The 17447-nt window shown below is 71.0% G+C and carries 17 protein-coding genes; 13 read left to right on the top strand and 4 right to left on the bottom strand.

The annotated features are described in order from the left end of the window. Positions 1 to 243 precede the first annotated feature (243 nt). Positions 244 to 1854, top strand: a complete 1611-nt coding sequence (locus OG452_RS22640) for an APC family permease (RefSeq protein ID WP_327299734.1) — start codon at positions 244 to 246, stop codon at positions 1852 to 1854. A gap of 129 nt (positions 1855 to 1983) precedes the next feature. Continuing rightward, positions 1984 to 2310, top strand: a complete 327-nt coding sequence (locus tag OG452_RS22645) for a YrhK family protein (RefSeq protein ID WP_327297416.1) — start codon at positions 1984 to 1986, stop codon at positions 2308 to 2310. A gap of 60 nt (positions 2311 to 2370) precedes the next feature. Here the strand turns inward: OG452_RS22645 and OG452_RS22650 are convergent, their stop codons facing one another. Further along, positions 2371 to 3366, bottom strand: coding sequence for an SEC-C domain-containing protein (locus tag OG452_RS22650; protein ID WP_327297417.1), 996 nt, complete (start codon positions 3364 to 3366; stop codon positions 2371 to 2373). A gap of 77 nt (positions 3367 to 3443) precedes the next feature. Between OG452_RS22650 and OG452_RS22655 the strand changes: the two genes are divergently transcribed. From OG452_RS22655 to OG452_RS22680, 6 genes are all read left to right on the top strand, one after another. After that, positions 3444 to 4268 (top strand): class E sortase, encoded by an 825-nt coding sequence (locus OG452_RS22655; RefSeq protein WP_327299735.1) that lies wholly within the window; start codon positions 3444 to 3446, stop codon positions 4266 to 4268. 56 nt (positions 4269 to 4324) lie between these two features. Continuing rightward, complete coding sequence (locus tag OG452_RS22660) at positions 4325 to 4549, top strand: DUF3311 domain-containing protein (RefSeq protein WP_327297418.1); 225 nt, start codon at positions 4325 to 4327, stop codon at positions 4547 to 4549. Beyond that, complete coding sequence (locus OG452_RS22665; RefSeq protein ID WP_327297419.1) at positions 4546 to 6075, top strand: sodium:solute symporter family protein; 1530 nt, start codon at positions 4546 to 4548, stop codon at positions 6073 to 6075. The genes OG452_RS22660 and OG452_RS22665 overlap by 4 nt, the downstream gene beginning before the upstream one ends. Positions 6076 to 6463: 388 nt before the next feature. Further along, positions 6464 to 6778 (top strand): DUF6412 domain-containing protein, encoded by a 315-nt coding sequence (locus tag OG452_RS22670; RefSeq protein WP_327297420.1) that lies wholly within the window; start codon positions 6464 to 6466, stop codon positions 6776 to 6778. Positions 6779 to 6833: 55 nt separating this feature from the next. Next, positions 6834 to 7643 (top strand): YidC/Oxa1 family membrane protein insertase, encoded by an 810-nt coding sequence (locus OG452_RS22675; protein ID WP_327297421.1) that lies wholly within the window; start codon positions 6834 to 6836, stop codon positions 7641 to 7643. 213 nt (positions 7644 to 7856) lie between these two features. Continuing rightward, entirely contained in the window at positions 7857 to 8714 is an 858-nt protein-coding gene (locus OG452_RS22680) for a fumarylacetoacetate hydrolase family protein (RefSeq protein ID WP_327297422.1), read from the top strand. A 78-nt stretch (positions 8715 to 8792) separates the two neighbouring features. On the opposite strand, the gene OG452_RS22685 is transcribed toward OG452_RS22680, so the two are convergent. Further along, complete coding sequence (locus OG452_RS22685; RefSeq protein WP_327297423.1) at positions 8793 to 10247, bottom strand: DHA2 family efflux MFS transporter permease subunit; 1455 nt, start codon at positions 10245 to 10247, stop codon at positions 8793 to 8795. Between the two features lie 50 nt (positions 10248 to 10297). Beyond that, positions 10298 to 11020 carry an NADPH-dependent FMN reductase gene (locus OG452_RS22690; protein ID WP_327297424.1) on the bottom strand — a complete coding sequence of 241 codons (723 nt, stop codon included), beginning with the start codon at positions 11018 to 11020 and terminating at the stop codon, positions 10298 to 10300. Between the two features lie 136 nt (positions 11021 to 11156). On the opposite strand from OG452_RS22690, the gene OG452_RS22695 reads away from it, so the two are divergent. Next, positions 11157 to 11834 (top strand): TetR/AcrR family transcriptional regulator, encoded by a 678-nt coding sequence (locus OG452_RS22695; protein WP_327297425.1) that lies wholly within the window; start codon positions 11157 to 11159, stop codon positions 11832 to 11834. A 33-nt stretch (positions 11835 to 11867) separates the two neighbouring features. On the opposite strand, the gene OG452_RS22700 is transcribed toward OG452_RS22695, so the two are convergent. Next, on the bottom strand, positions 11868 to 12956 hold the full coding sequence (locus tag OG452_RS22700) for a Gfo/Idh/MocA family oxidoreductase (RefSeq protein WP_327297426.1): 1089 nt from the start codon (positions 12954 to 12956) through the stop codon (positions 11868 to 11870). A 56-nt stretch (positions 12957 to 13012) separates the two neighbouring features. On the opposite strand from OG452_RS22700, the gene OG452_RS22705 reads away from it, so the two are divergent. From OG452_RS22705 to OG452_RS22720, 4 genes are all read left to right on the top strand, one after another. After that, positions 13013 to 14179, top strand: a complete 1167-nt coding sequence (locus OG452_RS22705; protein WP_327297427.1) for an ROK family transcriptional regulator — start codon at positions 13013 to 13015, stop codon at positions 14177 to 14179. 202 nt (positions 14180 to 14381) lie between these two features. Further along, positions 14382 to 15332: a hypothetical protein gene (locus OG452_RS22710; RefSeq protein ID WP_327297428.1), complete on the top strand. Its 951-nt coding sequence runs from the start codon at positions 14382 to 14384 to the stop codon at positions 15330 to 15332. Positions 15333 to 15409: 77 nt separating this feature from the next. Beyond that, on the top strand, positions 15410 to 16171 hold the full coding sequence (locus OG452_RS22715) for a GntR family transcriptional regulator (RefSeq protein ID WP_327297429.1): 762 nt from the start codon (positions 15410 to 15412) through the stop codon (positions 16169 to 16171). A 135-nt stretch (positions 16172 to 16306) separates the two neighbouring features. Beyond that, entirely contained in the window at positions 16307 to 17428 is a 1122-nt protein-coding gene (locus OG452_RS22720) for a TIGR03364 family FAD-dependent oxidoreductase (RefSeq protein WP_327297430.1), read from the top strand. Positions 17429 to 17447 lie beyond the last annotated feature (19 nt).

Genomic DNA, 17447 nt, shown 5'->3' on the forward strand with positions numbered 1-17447 from the left:
TTCTGGGTAGCTGCGGGTTACAGGAATGCCGATCTCTCTCGGTGAGCGGCGTGCGGTGCGGCTGTATGGCCTCCCGTCGAGTTGCCCCCGGGAGTAGTCCCCGGCCCCGACCAAGTGGCGGTATGGGAGAAGTCACAGGCCGACGGCTGGCGAAGCCGGGGCGCAGTGACAAGGGGATGTCGCATGGCCGATATATCCAACTCTCCGAGTGGATCCTCGGAGCAACCAAGACTCCGGCGGGACATGGGCCGGGTCGGTCTGTTGTTCGCTGGTGTGGGGTCGATCATTGGCTCGGGCTGGCTCTTCGGTGCGCTCAATGCGGCCAAGCTGGCTGGGCCCGCCTCGATCTTCTCCTGGGCGATCGCCGCCGTGATGATCCTGCTCATTGGGCTGTGTTTCGCCGAGCTGGGGACCATGTTTCCGGTATCCGGTGGTGTGGTGCGTTTTCCGCATATCTCCTTCGGGTCGTTCGCCAGTTACACCATGGGGTGGATCAACTGGATCGCCGCGGCGACCGTCGCCCCCATTGAGGTGGAAGGCGCCCTGCAATACGCCACTAAATGGGCAGACTTCACCCAATTCCATCCGAAAACCGGGACTCATACGCTGACGTCACTCGGTTATGTCATCGCGGTCATCGCGATGGCGTTCTTCGTGGCGCTGAACTACTTCGGTATCCGCTGGTTCGCGCGGGTCAACAACGTACTGGTGTGGTGGAAGCTGGCAGTCATCATCATGGTGATCGTCGCCTTCGCCATCACGGCGTTCCATGGCCGGAACTTCACCGCCGCGGCGTACGGCGGGTTCGCGCCGGGTGGGATGAAAGGCATCTTCACTGCCATCTCCACCGCTGGGATCACCTTCTCCTTCCTCGGTTTCCGCCAAGGTGTCGAGCTGGCGGGAGAGACGGACAACCCCAAGCGCAACGTCCCGTTCGCGATCATCGGTTCGGTGCTGCTCACCGGAGTGATCTACATCCTGCTGGAGATCGCCTTCATCGCCTCGGTCCCCGGCCACGATCTGAAGTCTTCCGGCGGCTGGCTCAACCTGGCGTTCGCCAACGACTTCGGTCCACTCGCCGCGATCGCCGGCGCTATCGGGCTCGGCTGGCTGGCGTACATCCTGTATATCGACGCCGTGATCTCTCCTGCGGACACCGGTCTGGTCTACACCACGGTTACGGCCCGTATCTCGTACGCCATGGGGCGGAACGGGAACGCGCCGGAAGCGCTGACGAAGACGACCTCGCCTGGAGCGCCGATGATCAGTCTGATCGTCACGTTCGTGCTGGGGCTGATCGTCTTTCTGCCCTTCCCGAGCTGGCAGCAGCTGGTCGGATTCATCACCTCCGCGACGGTGCTGTCCTTCGGTTCCGGTCCGGTCGTGCTGGCTGCGATGCGGCGCCAGATACCGGACTGGAACCGGCCGTTCCGGGTGCCCGGCGGTGATGTGATTCCGTTCCTCGGGCTGTACTCGGCGAACCTGATCGTCTACTGGGCCGGCTGGAACACCAACTGGAAGCTGTTCGCGACCATCGGTATCGGCTTCGTCCTTCTGGCGATCTTCGAGATCACCGGCAAGGGCCGTGCCCCGAAGCTGGACTGGGCGTCGGGCCTGCCGTGGGTGGCGCCGTGGCTGGTGGGTCTGGCCCTCATCAGCTGGGTGGGCGATTACGACGGCGGCCTCGGTTACATCGGGCTCGGCTGGGGCTTCCTGGTCAACCTGGCACTCGCCGCGATCGTCTATGTACTGGCCCTGCGGTCCAAGCTGCCCACGGTGCGGGTGGAGCAGCACATCGAGGAAGCCCGTCATGAGGCCCGGGTCGAGGAAGAGGAGCTCGGGCTGCCGGCGTAACGGGCGTCCGCCTGCGGTGGTGTGAGCGTTGCCGAACGTGTGCCGCTCACACCACCCGGCCGACTGCGAAGGGGTCGCCCGGCCCAGGCGAGGTCAGTGGAGGCAGGGCGCCACGCGTACCGTGCCTGTATGAGTACAGGCACGCCACCAGCCACACCACCGGCAACGCCACCAGGCACGTTGACGCTGCATATCGGGCACGAGGAACTGGCCATCCGGCGGCGCTACGAGGTTGCCAGCATCCTCAACGACATCCTCGTCGCCGTCTGGTTCATCGTCGGCAGCGTGATGTTCTTCTCCGAGCGCTGGACCGTGACCGGGACGTGGTGCTTCCTCATCGGCAGTATCGAACTGCTGATCCGCCCGGTCATCCGGCTCTCCAGGCACCTGCACATCCAGCGCGTCCGCTCCTCCCGTGAGAACGGGCAGGCCGCTGACTCCACGCAGGACTACTAGGGTCACGGCCTGGCCGGCGTCTCCCCGCCCGTAGCGTCACCGGTAACGCCCGGTGGCGGCCTATGCCCCATGGCACCCCCGATACGCCACCCCCGACCCGCACCAGCAAGCTGTGTTCCGGGCCGGCGGCCAGGGCACGGCACGGCCGCGCGCCGCCAGTGTCGTGGCGTACAGGGGGAGCAGTTCCGTTTCTGATGGGGACGCTGACTCCGAGGCGGCGAAAGCCTCGTACGACGGGATGCTTCCCGTCACGATGCCCAGGTTCGTCGTGCCCGCCGCCGACAGTTCCCGCAGCGCCGATTCGATTTCGATCAGGTGGGTCGTGTGCGAGGGGTACTCCGACCCCAGGGCCGGGTACGCCGCCAGGAGTTCGGCGAGTTCCCGGGCCTGCCAGTGCAGTACCGCCACCGGGAACGGGCGGGACAGCGCAGCCCGGTAGGTGCCCAACTCCGACTGGAGGCGGGCGATTTCCGCTCGCAGGACGGCCGGGTCATTCGAACCGAGCGCCCACAGGCGGTTCGGGTCGTGGAGTTCGTCCAGGCTGATGTCGCCCATGTGCAGGGAGTCCGCCAGGGCGTCCCACGCGTCGTGCTCGTTGCCCAGGGCCCTGCTCACGCGGTGGCGGCCCGTGAGGAGGGCCTGGGCCGCGTACGGGACCTCTTCCGCCGGATCGACCAGCAGCGTCAGGGCCTTGGTGAAGGTGGCGTGGGCCGCGTCCGGTTCGTCGTGGGCCTCCAGGGTCTCCGCGACGATCGCCCAGGGGGCCGGGTCCTGCGGTGTGGAGGCGCGGATGCCGTCGATCATGGCGCGGGCTTCCGCCTCGTGGCCGTACTCCCACAGGTTGGCCGCCTGCAGGGCCTTGATCAGGGCGAGGTTCTCGGCCGGGCCTGCCAGCAGCCGGTCGTAGAGCGTCGTGGCGCGGGCGCGGTCGCCGGCCAGTTCCAGGTGGGCCGCGGCCTGGAGCAGCAGCGGCTCCTGGTCCTCCGGGTACTGCTCGGCGGTGCGCAGCAGCCGCTCGGCTTCGGCGTGGTGATCAGCGGGAGTGTCGGGGCGCATGATGCCCACCGTACTGCCGTGCGGGGCTCTGGAGACTTCTGGATCCAGCGCTTATGGTGCCGCCCGTGCAGCAGCCGATGCGGGACACGATTCCGGTAGTGGTGCGGCGGGCGGCCTCACGGCGCCGTACCGTCCTCGCGCGCGGGCTGTGGACCGGTGCCGAAGTGACCGTGACGCTCGGGCTGATCGTGCTGCTGTTCGTCGTGCAGCAGCTGTGGTGGACCAACCGGGAGGCGCGGCAGGGCGCCGCCCGTCAAGTGCAGGCGCTGGAGCGGCAGTGGGACGGCGGCCAGGGGCGCGGAAGCGGTGCGGGGGACGGGGATGTGACCCCCGCCACTCCGGCGCCCGGTCCTGCGGCAAGTCCCGGCGCCGGTCCGGGTGGCCGGTCGCGGTCCGCGCCCGGGGGCGGGGGCGGTACGGCCGTCCGGCAGGTGGCCCGGGCGCCCGTCTGGGACAAGGCGTACGCGGTGATCCGGATCCCGCGCATCGGGATCACCGCGCCGATCGCTCAGGGGGTCAGCAAGCAGAATATTCTCAACAAGGGTTATGTGGGGCATTACGTACAGACCGCCGGGCCCGGCCAGGCCGGGAACTTCGCGCTCGCCGGGCACCGCAACACCCATGGTGAGCCCTTCCGTTACATCAACCGGCTGCGGCACGGCGACACCGTCACCATCGAGACCGGCAGCGCCGTGTACACCTACGTCGTCGACAAGGGCATCCCGCAGACCTCCGCGCGCGACAGCGGGGTGATCGCCGCCGTGCCGCGCAGCACCGTCAAGCCGCAGTACGGCTACAGCACGCCCGGTTACTACCTGACCCTGACCACCTGCACCCCCGAGTACACCTCCCGCTACCGGCTCGCCGTCTGGGCCACCCTGCGGTCCATGCGGCCTCGTTGAGCGCACGGCGACGGGCTCGCCGCCGCCCGATTGCCGGTGGGGCTAAGGTCGCTGACGTGCTCAGACGTCGTCCTCAGTTGTTGTGGCTGCTTGTCCCCTTTGTGCTGTTCCTGGGGGCAGTACCGTTCGTCAATCGCGTGCGGCCCGTTCTGCTCGGACTGCCCTTCCTCTTCCTCTGGTTGATCGCTGCGACGCTCCTCACACCGCTCGCCGTCCGGCTCACCCACCGCGCGGACCGGCGTGCGGAGCAGCGCGCGGACCAGCGGGGCGGTCGCCCGTGAACGCGGCCGTCGCCACCTCCATCTTCGCGGTATTCATGGTCGCGACCGTCGTCCTCGGCCTGGTCGCCGTCCGCGGCGGCCGGACCGGCGGGCTCGCCGAGTGGTCCGTCGGCGGGCGCAGCCTCGGCCCGGTCTTCATCTGGGTCCTGATGGCCGGCGAGGGCTACACCAGCTTCAGCTATCTCGGCGCGGCCGGCTGGGGCTACAACTACGGGGCCCCGGTGCTGTACGTGGTCGCGTACATGTCCTGCGGATACGCCCTCGGTTACGTCGTCGGGCCGACGCTCTGGGCGTACGCCAGACGGCACGGCCTCGTCTCGGTCACGGACATGATCGCGCACCGGTACGGCAGGCCCTGGCTCGGCGCGGCCGTCGCCGTCCTCGCGACCGTCTTCCTGCTGCCGTACATCCAGCTCCAGATCACCGGCATGGGTGTCGTCGTCTCGACCATCTCGTACGGGGCGATCAGCCTCAACTGGGCCTATTTCGTGGCCTTCGCCGTCACCACCGGGTTCGTCGTGATCAGCGGACTCCGGGGGAGCGCCTGGGTCTCCGTCCTCAAGGACGCGCTCGTCATCGGCACCCTCGCCTTCCTCGCGTTCTATGTGCCGCTGCACTACTTCGACGGGTACGGGGATTTCCTGCACCGCCTCGTCACCGAGAAGGGCGACTGGCTGACCTTCCCCGGCCACGGAGGATCCGGACCGGGCGGCAGCGGCCTCGGGCAGGCCTGGTACGTGACGACCTCGCTGCTCAACTCGCTGACCGTGGTGATCTTCCCGACCACCGTCGCCGGATACCTCGGGGCGCGCAGCGCCGACGTACTGCGCAAGAACGCGGTCTGGCTGCCCGCGTACAACATCCTGCTCTTCGTCCCGATGTTCCTCGGCCTGGCCGCCCTGTTCGTGGTGCCGCACCTGACCGGCGCCGGCTCCAATCTGGCGCTCTTCAAGCTGGTGGTGGACTCGCTGCCCGCCTGGGCCGTCGGCGTCATCGGGGTCGCCGCGGCGCTCTCCTCGATCGTGCCGATGGCCATCTTCATGCTGGTGATCGGCACGATGTGGGGGCGCAGCGTGCTCTCGCTCGTGCCGCGCTGGCGGGAGCGGCAGAAGGGCGCGTCGCAGTGCGTGGTGGTCGTCGCGGGCACGCTGGCGCTGGTGCTGACGTACACCGCGCCCAACACACTGGTGCGCCTTTCGCTCATCTCGTACGAGGGGATGGCGCAGCTTCTGCCGATGCTGCTGCTCGGTCTTGTGTGGCGCCGGATGACACTGCTCGGCGCGTGCAGCGGGCTGGTCGTCGGGGTGGGGGTGGTCTGCGCCTTCGTGTTCAGCGACCACGATCCGGTGTGGGGTGTGAACGCGGGGATCGTCGCGCTCGGCGTCAATCTCGTGGTCGCGCTGGCCGTGACGTACGCGGGGCCGCGCGACCACGATCGACGGCCGGACGGAGAGCTGCTGGCTCGCGACCCGATCGGGGGAGCGGGCGATGGGGCCGTTGCCGGCCCAGGCGGTGGTGGGTACTGACCGAGGACGGGGTCGCCCGCTGGCCTGTCCTGCGCTCCCTCGGCGCGTGGGGGCGCGACCACGTCCCGGGCACCCGCCCCATGCGCACCCTCCACCACGGTACGGAGCTCGGCGCGTACGGCGAATGCCCGGCCTGCGCTGTGGCCGTACCGCCAGGGGGATGTGGAGATGCGACCTGCCGCGGGGCTTGATCCGGACCCGGGCAATCCGGTCAGCCGTGCGCTCCTTGAGCCGCGGCGGCTGCTGGAGCCCATCGAAGCGAGTCGTGTATAACGGCTGAAGATACGTTTTTCAGCATCAGCATGCAGCGATCACAATTCAGCGATCAGAATTCATTGATCCGAATGCATTGATCAGCGACTGCGCCGACCGGAAGAGGGTGGGAGACATGGCCGCACGGCCCATGCGTCTGTCCCGCCCCGCCGTGGCACTGTTCTTCTTCCTGCTCGCCGAAGCACTGCTCGTCGAGGGCGGCACGCTCTCGTCCGCCGTCGCACTGGCCGCCACCGCCGCGGTCGGGTCCGCGCTCGCCGCCTGCGCGCTCCTCACCTCGCGCAGTGTGCCCGCCGTGCCGCGCACCCGGATCCGTACGGCCATCCGCGACCGTGAGCGTCGTACGGCCTTCCTGCCGCAACGCGATCCCGACGCCTCGGGCAGGCCCAGGCCCCGAGCGCCCGGCCGTCCCGTCCCGACGGCCGCGTAGGACACCCTCCGCCCCACGTACCACCCCGGTTTCCGCTGCGGTCCGTCACGCCGACATGTCTTCCTGTCCGGCCGCGACGAGACCCCCGGAGGGTTTTCCCGTGTTCTCTTCCTTCTTCACAGCCTTCGCCAGCCTGGTCACGCATATCGCCGACCTGCTCCAGCCGCTCTTCCACGGTTCGGCGACCGCCGTCGCGATCATTCTCTTCACCGTCTGCGTACGGCTCGCAGTGCACCCCCTCTCGCGGGCCACGGCCCGTGGCCAGAAAGCCCGCACCAAGCTCGCCCCACGCGTGGCCGAACTGCGGAAGAAGCACGCCAAGGACCCGCAGAAGATGCAGAAGGCCATCATGGAGCTGCACGCCGAGGAGAAGATCTCCCCGCTCGGCGGCTGCCTCCCGAGCCTCCTGCAGATGCCCGCGTTCTTTGTGACGTACCACCTGTTCTCCAGCCCGCGGATCGGCGGCTCGTCCAACTCCCTGCTCGGACACACCCTCATGGGCAGCCCTCTCGGCGGCCGGCTGAGGGACGCGATCGGGCACGGCGGGCTCCTCGGTGAGCAGGGCGTCATCTACCTGGTGCTCTATGTGATTGTCGCCGCCGTGGCCACCTTCAACTACGGCCGCACCAAGCGGATGATGGCCGCCGCTCCGACCCCCGCCCCCGAGGGGCCCGCGGCCGGGGCGATGGGCGCGATGACCAAGGTGATGCCGCTGATGTCGTTCGCGACGCTCCTCACGGTGTCGTACGTGCCGCTCGCGGCCGCGCTGTACGTCGTCACCAGCACCACCTGGACCGCCGTCGAGCGCGCCTTCCTGTACCGGGACACGCTGCCCGCCGCGGCAGCCGTCGCCAGCCCGGTCTAGTCGCCCCGCGTGATCCAGCACCATGACGGACGGTGCGGCGATCTGACCGGTCCAGCGGCCTGAGCTGCGGCTCGTCCGGGTGCCTTCGGGAAGCCGGGTGGTCCAGCTTGTGAACGGGGTCTTGCGGCCTGGACCTCGAACTTGGAGGATCAGCCAATCCCCCGATGGCCGCAACCCATCGGCCGGACCGGTCCAATCGTTGGGAGACTGACCATGAAGCTGCTGCGTGTCGGAACGGCCGGGGCCGAGCGCCCCGCACTGCTCGACGCCGACGGAACCCTCCGTGACCTCTCCGCGCTGGTTGCGGACATCGACGGCGGGCTGCTCGCCGACGAGGCGACGCTCGACCGGATACGGGCTGCCGCCGCGGCCCGTGTGCTGCCCGCCATCGAAGGCGAGGCGCCGCGGATCGGGCCGCCGGTCGGCCGGATCGGCAAGGTCGTCTGCATCGGGCTGAACTACCACGACCACGCGACGGAGACGGGCGCGGCCATCCCCGCCGAACCGATCGTCTTCATGAAGGCGCCGGACACCGTGGTCGGCCCCGACGACACCGTGCTCGTACCGCGCGGCAGCGAGAAGACCGACTGGGAGGTCGAGCTGGCCGTCGTCATCGGGCGTACGGCCCGTTACCTCGGGTCGGCGGAGGAGGCGCTCGGCCATGTCGCCGGGTACACGATCGCGCACGACGTATCGGAGCGTGCCTTCCAGATCGAGCGCGGCGGCCAGTGGGACAAGGGCAAGAACTGCGAGACGTTCAATCCGCTCGGCCCCTGGCTGGTGACCGCCGACGAGGTGGCCGAACCGCAGGCGCTCCCGCTGAAGCTGTGGGTGAACGGCGAGCTGAAGCAGGACGGCACGACCGCCGACCAGATCTTCCCGGTCGGTGAAGTGGTGCGGTACCTGAGCCAGTTCATGACCCTGTACCCGGGCGATGTCATCAACACCGGTACGCCTGCAGGGGTCGCGATGGGACAGCCCGAACCCAAGCCGTATCTGCGGGCCGGGGACGTCGTGGAGCTGGAGATCGAGGGGCTCGGACGGCAGCGGCAGCCGCTCAAGGACGCGTAGCGGGCGGTCCGGCCGCTCTGTCCTGTTGTCCCTGCCGTTCCTGTCGTCCCTGTTGTGGGGCCGGCCGCGGGCCGGTGGTCACCCACTGGCCCGCCGGGCCTTCGCGGGGGTGCGGCGGCCCTTCGGCAGCAGCAGTGCCGGTACGGCTGCCAGGGCCAGCAGCCCGACCGCCCACCAGTAGCTGAACTGGAAGGCGTCCGCCCGTCCTGCGCCGGCCCCCGGCGGACCGGACGGGTGGGACGCCAGCAGCACCGAGACCAGCGCCGTCCCGGCCGATGTGCCGACCTGGGAGACGATGTTCAGCACCGTGCTCCCCGACGGAACGTCGTCGGGCGCCAGCCCGCGGGTCGCCACCGTGTTGACGGGCATCATCACCATGCCGACGCCCGACCCCATCACCAGCATCGCCGCGCACAGCCGCCAGTACGGCGTGTCAGGACCGACCTGCACAGCGAACAGTGACAGGCCGAGAGCGGACACAGCGATGCCGGAGACCACGATCAGCCGAGGGGACACCCGGTCGGTCCGCCGGGTCGCGATCTGCATCGAGATGCCGACGGTGACCGCGAGCGGAATGCCGAGCAGCCCGGCCCGGGTGGCGCTCAGACCGCGAGCCGTCTGGTAGTACATCGGCGTGAGCAGCATCGAGCCGAAGTAGCCGCAGGGGAACAGGGCCATCGTGGCGATGCCGGCGGCGAACGTACGGTCGCGGAACAGGCGCAGCCTCAGCAGCGGATACCGGGCGGTCAGCCCGCGTGCGACGAAACCCGCGGTCAGCAGCAGCCCCGCGACGGCCGGCAGCAGCGCCCCCGGTGCGGTGAAGTCGCCGTGCGCGCCGCCGGTGGAGAGACCGTAGATCAGCAGGGCGAGACCCGGCGAGAGCATCAGCAGTCCGGGTACGTCCAGCGGCTGCGCAGGCTGCGGCTCGTCGCGGCGCAGCAGCCGCGCCGCGAGCACCAGGGCCACCGCGCCGATCGGCAGGTTGACCAGGAAGATCCAGTGCCAGGACGCGGTGTCGATCAGCCAGCCGCCGAGTACCGGACCGCTCACCGGCCCGATCAGGACCGGGATGCCGAGCAGCGCCATCGGGCGGCCCATCCGTTCGCGGTCGGCGGCGCGAACGACCATCGCCATGCCGACGGGCATCAGCAGCCCGCCGCCGAGCCCCTGGACGACCCGGAAGAACACCAGCGTTTCGATGTTCCAGGAGAGCGCGGCCAGCCCGGAGGCGAATGCGAAGAGCGTGATGGCGGTGAGATAGGTGCGTTTGGCGCCGAAGCGGCGCATGGCCCAGGCGGCGAGCGGGATGACGGCGGTGAGGGCCAGCGTGTAGCCGGTCGACACCCACTGGACGGTGCTGACCGGGGCGCCGAACGCCACGGCGAGCGGGTGCAGGGCGACGTTGACGATGGTCACGTCGAGCACGGCCATGACCGAGCCGACGATGACGACGGCGAGGATGCCCGTCAGCCCGTGAGCCGCCCCGGCGGCGGGCACCTGCGCGTCGGCCACCTCTGCGTCAGGTACCCCCACGCCGGGCGTGGCTGGGCCTGGCATGTCTGCGGTAGGCACGGCAGGCCCGGTCAGCTGCCGTACGGGTGGTCGGTACGGGCGGCGCGCAGCGCGCGGCCCCACCAGACCAGCTGGTCGACCATGCCCTTGGCGGCGCCCGTGCAGACCGCCTCGTCGAGCGGCTTGCCGTCCGCGCCGAGCCCGGACCACGGCCCGTGCAGGCTCACGGAGTCCCGCACGGTCATCGCGTGCAGCTCGGCGAAGACCTGCCGCAGCTGCTCGACCGCGCGCAGCCCGCCGCCGAGACCGCCGTACGAGACGAAGCCGACCGGCTTGGCCTGCCACTGGGTGGCGTGCCAGTCGATGAGGTTCTTGAGCGAGGCCGGGAAGCTGTGGTTGTACTCGGGCGTGACGACGACGAACGCGTCCGCCCCGGCCAGCCTCGGGCTGACACCGGCCAGCGCAGCCTGGGTTTCCGCGGTTGCGGCGGGCAGGCCGTCCCAGCCGGGCATGTGCACCGGGAGTTCCAGCTCCGCGATATCGATGACGTCCAGCTCGATGTCCGTACGGTTGCTGACGGCGCCGGTGAACCAGTCGGTGACCGTCGGCCCCAGCCGGCCGCCCCGGACGCTCCCGACGATGACGGCGACCCGGAGGGCGGAGTCCCGGCGGGTGGCGCCGCCGGCCTCGCCGCCGCTCCCGGGACCGCCGGCCTCGCCGGCGGTCCCGGGAGCGGCCTCGGCAGCGGTCCCGGCCCTGGAAGCGTGCGCAGTCTCGATATCGGTCTCGGGCATGGGAGTCCCCTTGGTTCGTCGGGTGGTTCTCGTGGCGGGCCGCGGTGTGCGGCCACATCCAGTAAGCTACAACGTGCGTTGTAGGAAGTGCAACGGGCGTTGTAGATATGGTGATGTCCATGACGGAGGAGCGCCGATGACCAGCACGGGTGCCGAAAAGAAGGCGGCGGCCGCGCCGCGCCGCGCCAGGACGAACAAGGCGGCGTCGATCTCGCACGCCGCCTGCGAGGTGTTCGGGCGGGACGGCTACTCGCGCGCGAGCATCGACACGATCGCCGCCGAGGCCGGCGCCTCCACCCGCACTCTGTACAACCACTTCCCGGGCGGGAAGGAGGAGCTCTTCCGTACGGTGGTGCAGTGGAGCTCGGGACAGGTGCGGGACGCTCAACTGGCCCTGCTGAAACGGTATCTGGACATGGACCGGCTGCCGCGCCCGGCGGATCTGGAGCGGGACCTGCTGGCCCTCGCCCGTGCGTGGGTCGGCCTGATGGCGGAGTTCCGTAACCACTTCTCGCTGGTGCGGCACATCTACGCGGAGGCCGGGCATGTCCCAGCCGAGGTCCTGGATGCCTGGCAGGAGGCGGGACCACGCGCGGTGGGGCGGCAGTTCGCCGTCGCGATGGCCGCGCTGGACGCGGCGGAGCTGGTCGACGTACGCGGCGACCCGGCCCAGGCCGCCGCGCACTTCATGACGCTGACGTCGACCGACGTCGTGCACCGCTCGTACTGGGGTGTCAGTCCGCTGCCTCCGGAGGAGACCGACCGGATCACGGCAGTCGGGGTACAGGTCTTCCTGCGGGCGTACGGCCGCTGATCCGGTGCGGGGGCGGCTCGGTCCGTACGGCGCTCACAGGTCCGCTGTGACCACCTCCACCGTGACGCCGTCGCGTGCGGAAGTCCGCGCGGCCTCGATGACGGCCAGCGTCGCCGCCGCCTCGTCTGCCGTGACCGGCGGCCGGCCGCCGTCGCGCAGGGCCTTCGCGACACCCGCGTAGTACGCCGGGTAATCGCCGGGCACGGTCGGTACGGGCGAACCGCCGCCGGTCAGCGGGGACTCACCGGCGCCGATGCGGCCCCACAGCGACTCGGGCTCCTCGCCCCAGTGCTCCGTGGTCGCGGGTCGCGCGCCCTCGCGCAGCGCCGCCTCCTGGGGGTCGAGCCCGTGCTTCACATAGCCGGCGGCCGAGCCGAGTACCCGGAAGCGCGGGCCGAGCTGCGCGGTGGTGGCGGAGGCGTACAGATGGGAACGGACGCCGTTCGCATGGGTGATGGCGATGAACGTGTCGTCGTCGGCGCGTGCGCCGGGGCGGCGGACGTCCGACTCCGCGTACACCCGGACCGCCGGGCCGAAGAGGACCAGCGCCTGGTCGACGATGTGGCTGCCGAGGTCGTAGAGGAGCCCGCCGATCTCCGCCGGGTCGCCGGATTCGCGCCAGCCGCCCTTGAGCTGCGGGCGCCACCGCTCGAAGCGGGACTCGAAGCGCTGAACGTCGCCCAGTCTTCCGTCGGCGATCAGCCCCCGCAGAGTCAGGAAGTCGTTGTCCCAGCGGCGGTTCTGGAAGACGGAGAGCAGCAGCCCGCGTTCATCGGCGAGCGCGGCCAGCTCGCGGGCCTCGGCGGCCGTGCCCGCGAGCGGCTTGTCCACGACGACCGGCAGCCCGGCCTCGATCGCGGCGGTCGCGAGCGGCACATGCGTCCGGTTCGGGGACGCGATCACGACCAGATCCAGCTCGTCCGCGTACGGCCGGAGTTCGCCCGGGGCGCCGGCGAACCGGACGCCGGGGAACTCGGCGCGCGCCTGCTCCCGGCGCTCCTCGTCCGAGGTGACGATCGTGTCGAGAACCAGGCCGTCGGTGGCCGAGATCAGCGGTGCGTGGAAGACGGAACCCGCGAGGCCGTAGCCGACGAGTCCGACGCGGAGCGGGGCTGCAGTCATGCGAACCACTTAAGCAACGGTGTTTCCAAAGTGCAAGTGTGCCGCACAATGGGGGCGTGAACAGGAGTGAAACCGCCGGGTCCGGCGCCAATCTGCCCGCGCTGCGCAGCCACAACGCGGCGCTCGTGCTCGAACTGCTGCGTACGGCGGGGCAGGCCGGAATCAGCCGCCTGGAACTCGCCGAGCGGACCGGCCTCACCCCGCAGGCCGTCAGCAAGATCACCGCCCGGCTGCGGGCGGACGGTTTCGCGGCGGAGGCGGGCCGCCGTGCCTCCACGGGGGGCAAGCCGCGCACGGTACTGAGGCTGGTGCCGGGCGCCGCGTACGCGGTCGGGCTGCATCTGGACCGGGACCGGGTGAGCGCGGTGCTGGTGGACCTGGCGGGGGCGGTCGTCGCCGACCGGAGTGCGGAACTGGACTTCGGGGCGGGCGCCGACGCGGTGGCCGGGGCGGCGGCCGATGTGGTGTCCCGGGTGGTGGCCGACGGGGTGGCGGGCGCGGGCGGTGCGGACCCCGTCGGCGGTCACCGGGCCCCGGTCCTCGGCGTCGGGGCCGCCGCCCCCGGCCCCCTCGACCACGACACCGGGGTGCTGCGCCGGGTCACCGGATTCCCGCAGTGGGACGGCTATCCGCTGCGCGACGCGCTCGCGGAACGGCTCGGCCTGCCCGTCGTCCTCGACAAGGACACCAACGCGGCCGCCCTCGGCCTGGCGTTGCGCGGACCCGGCGACTCGTTCGCCTATCTGCATCTCGGGACCGGGCTCGGCGCCGGTCTGGTGCTCGGGGGCGCGCTCTACCGGGGGCCGCGCACCGGCGCCGGGGAGTTCGGACACCAGACCGTGCAGCTCGACGGCCCGCCGTGCGGTTGCGGCGGCCGGGGCTGTGTCGAGGCGCTCTGCCTGGCCGCCGTCGCCGGGGGCGACCACGCCGCCGCCGCCCGCTTCCTCGGCGTCGGCACGGCCAATCTCGTACGGCTGCTCGACGTCGACCGGGTGCTGCTCGGCGGCCGTACGGTGGACGCCGCCCCGGACGTCTTCGTACGGGGTGTGGGCGCGGTACTCGCCGAGCGGGCCCGGCACGCGGGCGGCGGGGAGGCGGTCCCGGTGGAGGTGGCGGGTGGTGGGCGGCGGCTCGTCGCCGAGGGGGCGGCGCAACTGGCGCTGGCCCCGGTGTTCGGGCACTTCGGGCGGGCGGCGGTGCCGTTCAACGCCCGCCGGACCTGAGGAGGCCCGGACCTGCGCCGAACTGGAGGACGTCGGACCTGAGGACGTCGGACCTGAGGACGTCGGACCTGATGACAATGGGCTGATCGGGCGGGAGGGTACGGGGCATTCGGCGGTACGCGGTCGTGGCGGACCAGGCCGGACGGGGCGGTGCGGTTCGGTGTACGAGCCCGGACCTACGCGATCAGCAAAGGCGTCCCCCATGCGACTGCGCAGTGCGCTCTGCACCGGAGCGGCCCCGGCCGCCGCCACCTCTGCTCTGGCCTCGCTGCTGCTGCTCGCGGCCGCACAGCCGGCCACCGCGCAGGCCCCGGCTGTCCGGGACGGAGCCGTCCGGGACGGAGCCGCCTCCGCGCCCGCCTGCGCCGACCGGGACGGTTCCGCCTTCCCCGTCGAGGCCAGGATCCACGGCGGTCCGACCTCATACGTGCCCGGTGGCGCGTACGACACCTGGTCGCTCGAACTGACCAACACCTCCGACGGCGACTGCCGGGACATCCACCCGGTCGTGGTCCTCGTCGACCGGGGCAGGAAACTGCGGGACCCCCAGATCCAGCTGGAGTTCAACGACCCCGCCGCACACCGCTGGCGGCCCGTGCCCTTCACGACCACCGACGAGGACGAGCACATCGGCCCGTTCGGGGACGGGGCCGACGCGGTCGACAAGGCTGCCGGGGCCGACGGGACCGACAAGGCAGACGGGGCCGGCGGGTTCGACGTTCCGGCGGGCCGGACGGTCTCCGTCCCGGTCCGGCTCGCGTTCGCCGATGGCACCACCCCGGACGACGTCACCGCCAACGCCGCCGTCGTCCGGCGGCACGGCGACGACGGTGACTGGGTCGGGGAGTCCAGCGACTACCGCTTCACCATCACCGGCGCCCCGCCCGCCGACCCCACCAGGACGGACGTCCCCGGCGAGCGCGTCCCCGGCGAGCGCATTCCGGGCCGTGACCACAACGGGGACATCGGAGGCCGGATCGGTGTCGGCCCCGAAGTCGGCCCCCGTAACGGCGCCCACCGTTTCGTCGGTGAGCTCGCCAGGACCGGCTCGCACCGGCTGCGCACACTGGGCACCATCGCCTGCACCTGTGTCCTGCTGGGCGCGGCCCTGGTCGTGGGATCACGGCGTCCGAGGATCCAACGCCGCCGGTAGCAGCACCACTCCCGGCAGCGGCAGCCGCCACCACCGCCGTGGCGTGCCCGTTCACCCGGATCTGGGACCATCGCCCCGTGGACTACCCGCACGGCCAGGCACCTGGCGCACCGATCCGCTCCGGCATCCCGGAGCACGGCCGCATCCCCAAGTACTACGCGGTCAAGGCCCATGTCTCGCTGCTCATGGAGGAGTTGGGCGAGGGCGAAGCGCTGCCCACCGAGCGCGATCTGGCCGTACGGTACGAGGTGTCCCGCGAGACCGTACGGCAGGCGCTGCGCGAACTGGTCCTGGAGGGGCGGCTACGGCGGCAGGGGCGGGGGACCGTCATCGCGGGGCCCAAGCTCGAACAGCCGCTGTCGCTCGCGAGTTACACCGAGGGCGTGCGCCGCCAGGGCCGGACCCCCGGGCGCCATCTCATCTCGCTGGACCGTTTCCCCTGCCCCGACGCGCTCGCCGCCGAGACCGGGCTCGGCCGGGGCGAACCGGTCTGGCATCTGGAGCGGGTGCTGCTCGCGGACGACGAACGGGTCGGACTGGAGAGCACCTATGTCGCGGTGGCCCGAGTTCCTTCTCTGGACAGTGAGTTCGACCCCGACTCCTCCTTCTACGGCTTCCTCCGCGACCGGCTGGGCATCGGCTTCGGTGACGCCGACGAGCGGATCGAGACGGTCCTGGCCACCCCGCGCGAGGCGCTGCTCATCGGGACACCGCCCGCGCTGCCGATGCTGCTGATCCACCGGATCTCCCGTGACACGGAGGGGTTGCCCCTGGAGCGCGTACGGACGCTCTACCGGGGCGACCGGTTCAGCTTCACCACCCGCCTCGCCTCGGGCTGACCCGGGAGGGGGTCGGACCGGAGACCATTTTCATAACAGAAAGATAACGGGTCTAGTCCAGTCTTGCGGGGCTGTTCACCGTGCCGTTGCCCCCGGGTCGGCGCCGGGACACCAGCCCCCAGCAGCGTTGCCGTCGTGAGAGTCATCGTCGTAGGAGCTGGCGTGGTGGGAACCATGCACGCCTGGCACGCAGTGGAACGCGGCCACGAGGTCGTACAGATCGAGCGCGAGACCGAGGCGCGGGGCGCCTCGCTCCGTAACTTCGGGCAGGTGTGGGTCAGCGGGCGGGCCGGCGGGGAGGAGCTGGCGACCGCGCTGCGTGCCCGGGAGCTGTGGGAGGAGATCGGCGAGCGGGTGCCGGGCATCGGCTTCCGCGCCACCGGGTCGCTCACCCCCGTGCGGAACGCCCTGGAACGGGACGTCGCTGAGGCCGCGTTGAAGCGGGACGACGCGGCGGCCCGCGGGTACCGGATGCTGACCCCGCAGGAGGCCCGCGAGATCAACCCGGCCCTCCGGGGTGAGTTCGAGGCGGCCCTGTGGTGCGGGCAGGACGCGGCCGTGGAGCCGCGCACCGCCCAGCTGGAGCTGAAGAAGGCCCTGCCGGCGTCCGGGAGGTACACCTACCTCGGCGGACGGGAGGTCCGTGCGGTTGTCGGGACCGGCTCGGTGCGCGACGACCACGGCGATGTGCACACCGGCGACCTCGTCGTCCTGTGCACCGGCGCCTGGCTCGGCGGTCTGGTACGCGAACTCGCCCCCGAGCTGCCGGTCCGGCGGGTCCGCCTCCAGATGATGCAGACCGAGTCGCTCGGCGAGCGCCTCACCACGTCCGTGGCCGACGCCGACTCCTTCCGCTACTACCCGGCGTACGCCTCCGAGGCCCTCGACGCGCTCAACGCGCGGCAGGCCCAGGACCCGGTGGCCGCCGAGCACCGGATGCAGCTGCTGATGGTGCAGCGCGCGGACGGCGGGCTGACCATCGGCGACACGCATGAGTACGAGCACCCCTTCGCCTTCGACGTGCGCGAAGAGCCGTACGAGCACGTCGCCCGCGTCGCCGAGTCCTTCCTCGGGCGCCCGCTGCCGAAGATCCGCCACCGCTGGGCCGGGGTGTACGCGCAGTGCACCGACACCACCCGCGTCGTCCACCGCGAGCAGGTGCGCGACGGCGTGTGGCTGGTCACCGGGCCCGGCGGGCGCGGCATGACCTGTTCCCCGGCGATAGCCGAAAAGACCGCGAACGACCTGGGCTGGTGACCGAAGTGACCGAAGTGAC

Origin of the sequence: Streptomyces sp. NBC_01197 (assembly GCF_036010505.1) — a bacterium.
In the GTDB taxonomy this organism is placed as follows: domain Bacteria; phylum Actinomycetota; class Actinomycetes; order Streptomycetales; family Streptomycetaceae; genus Streptomyces.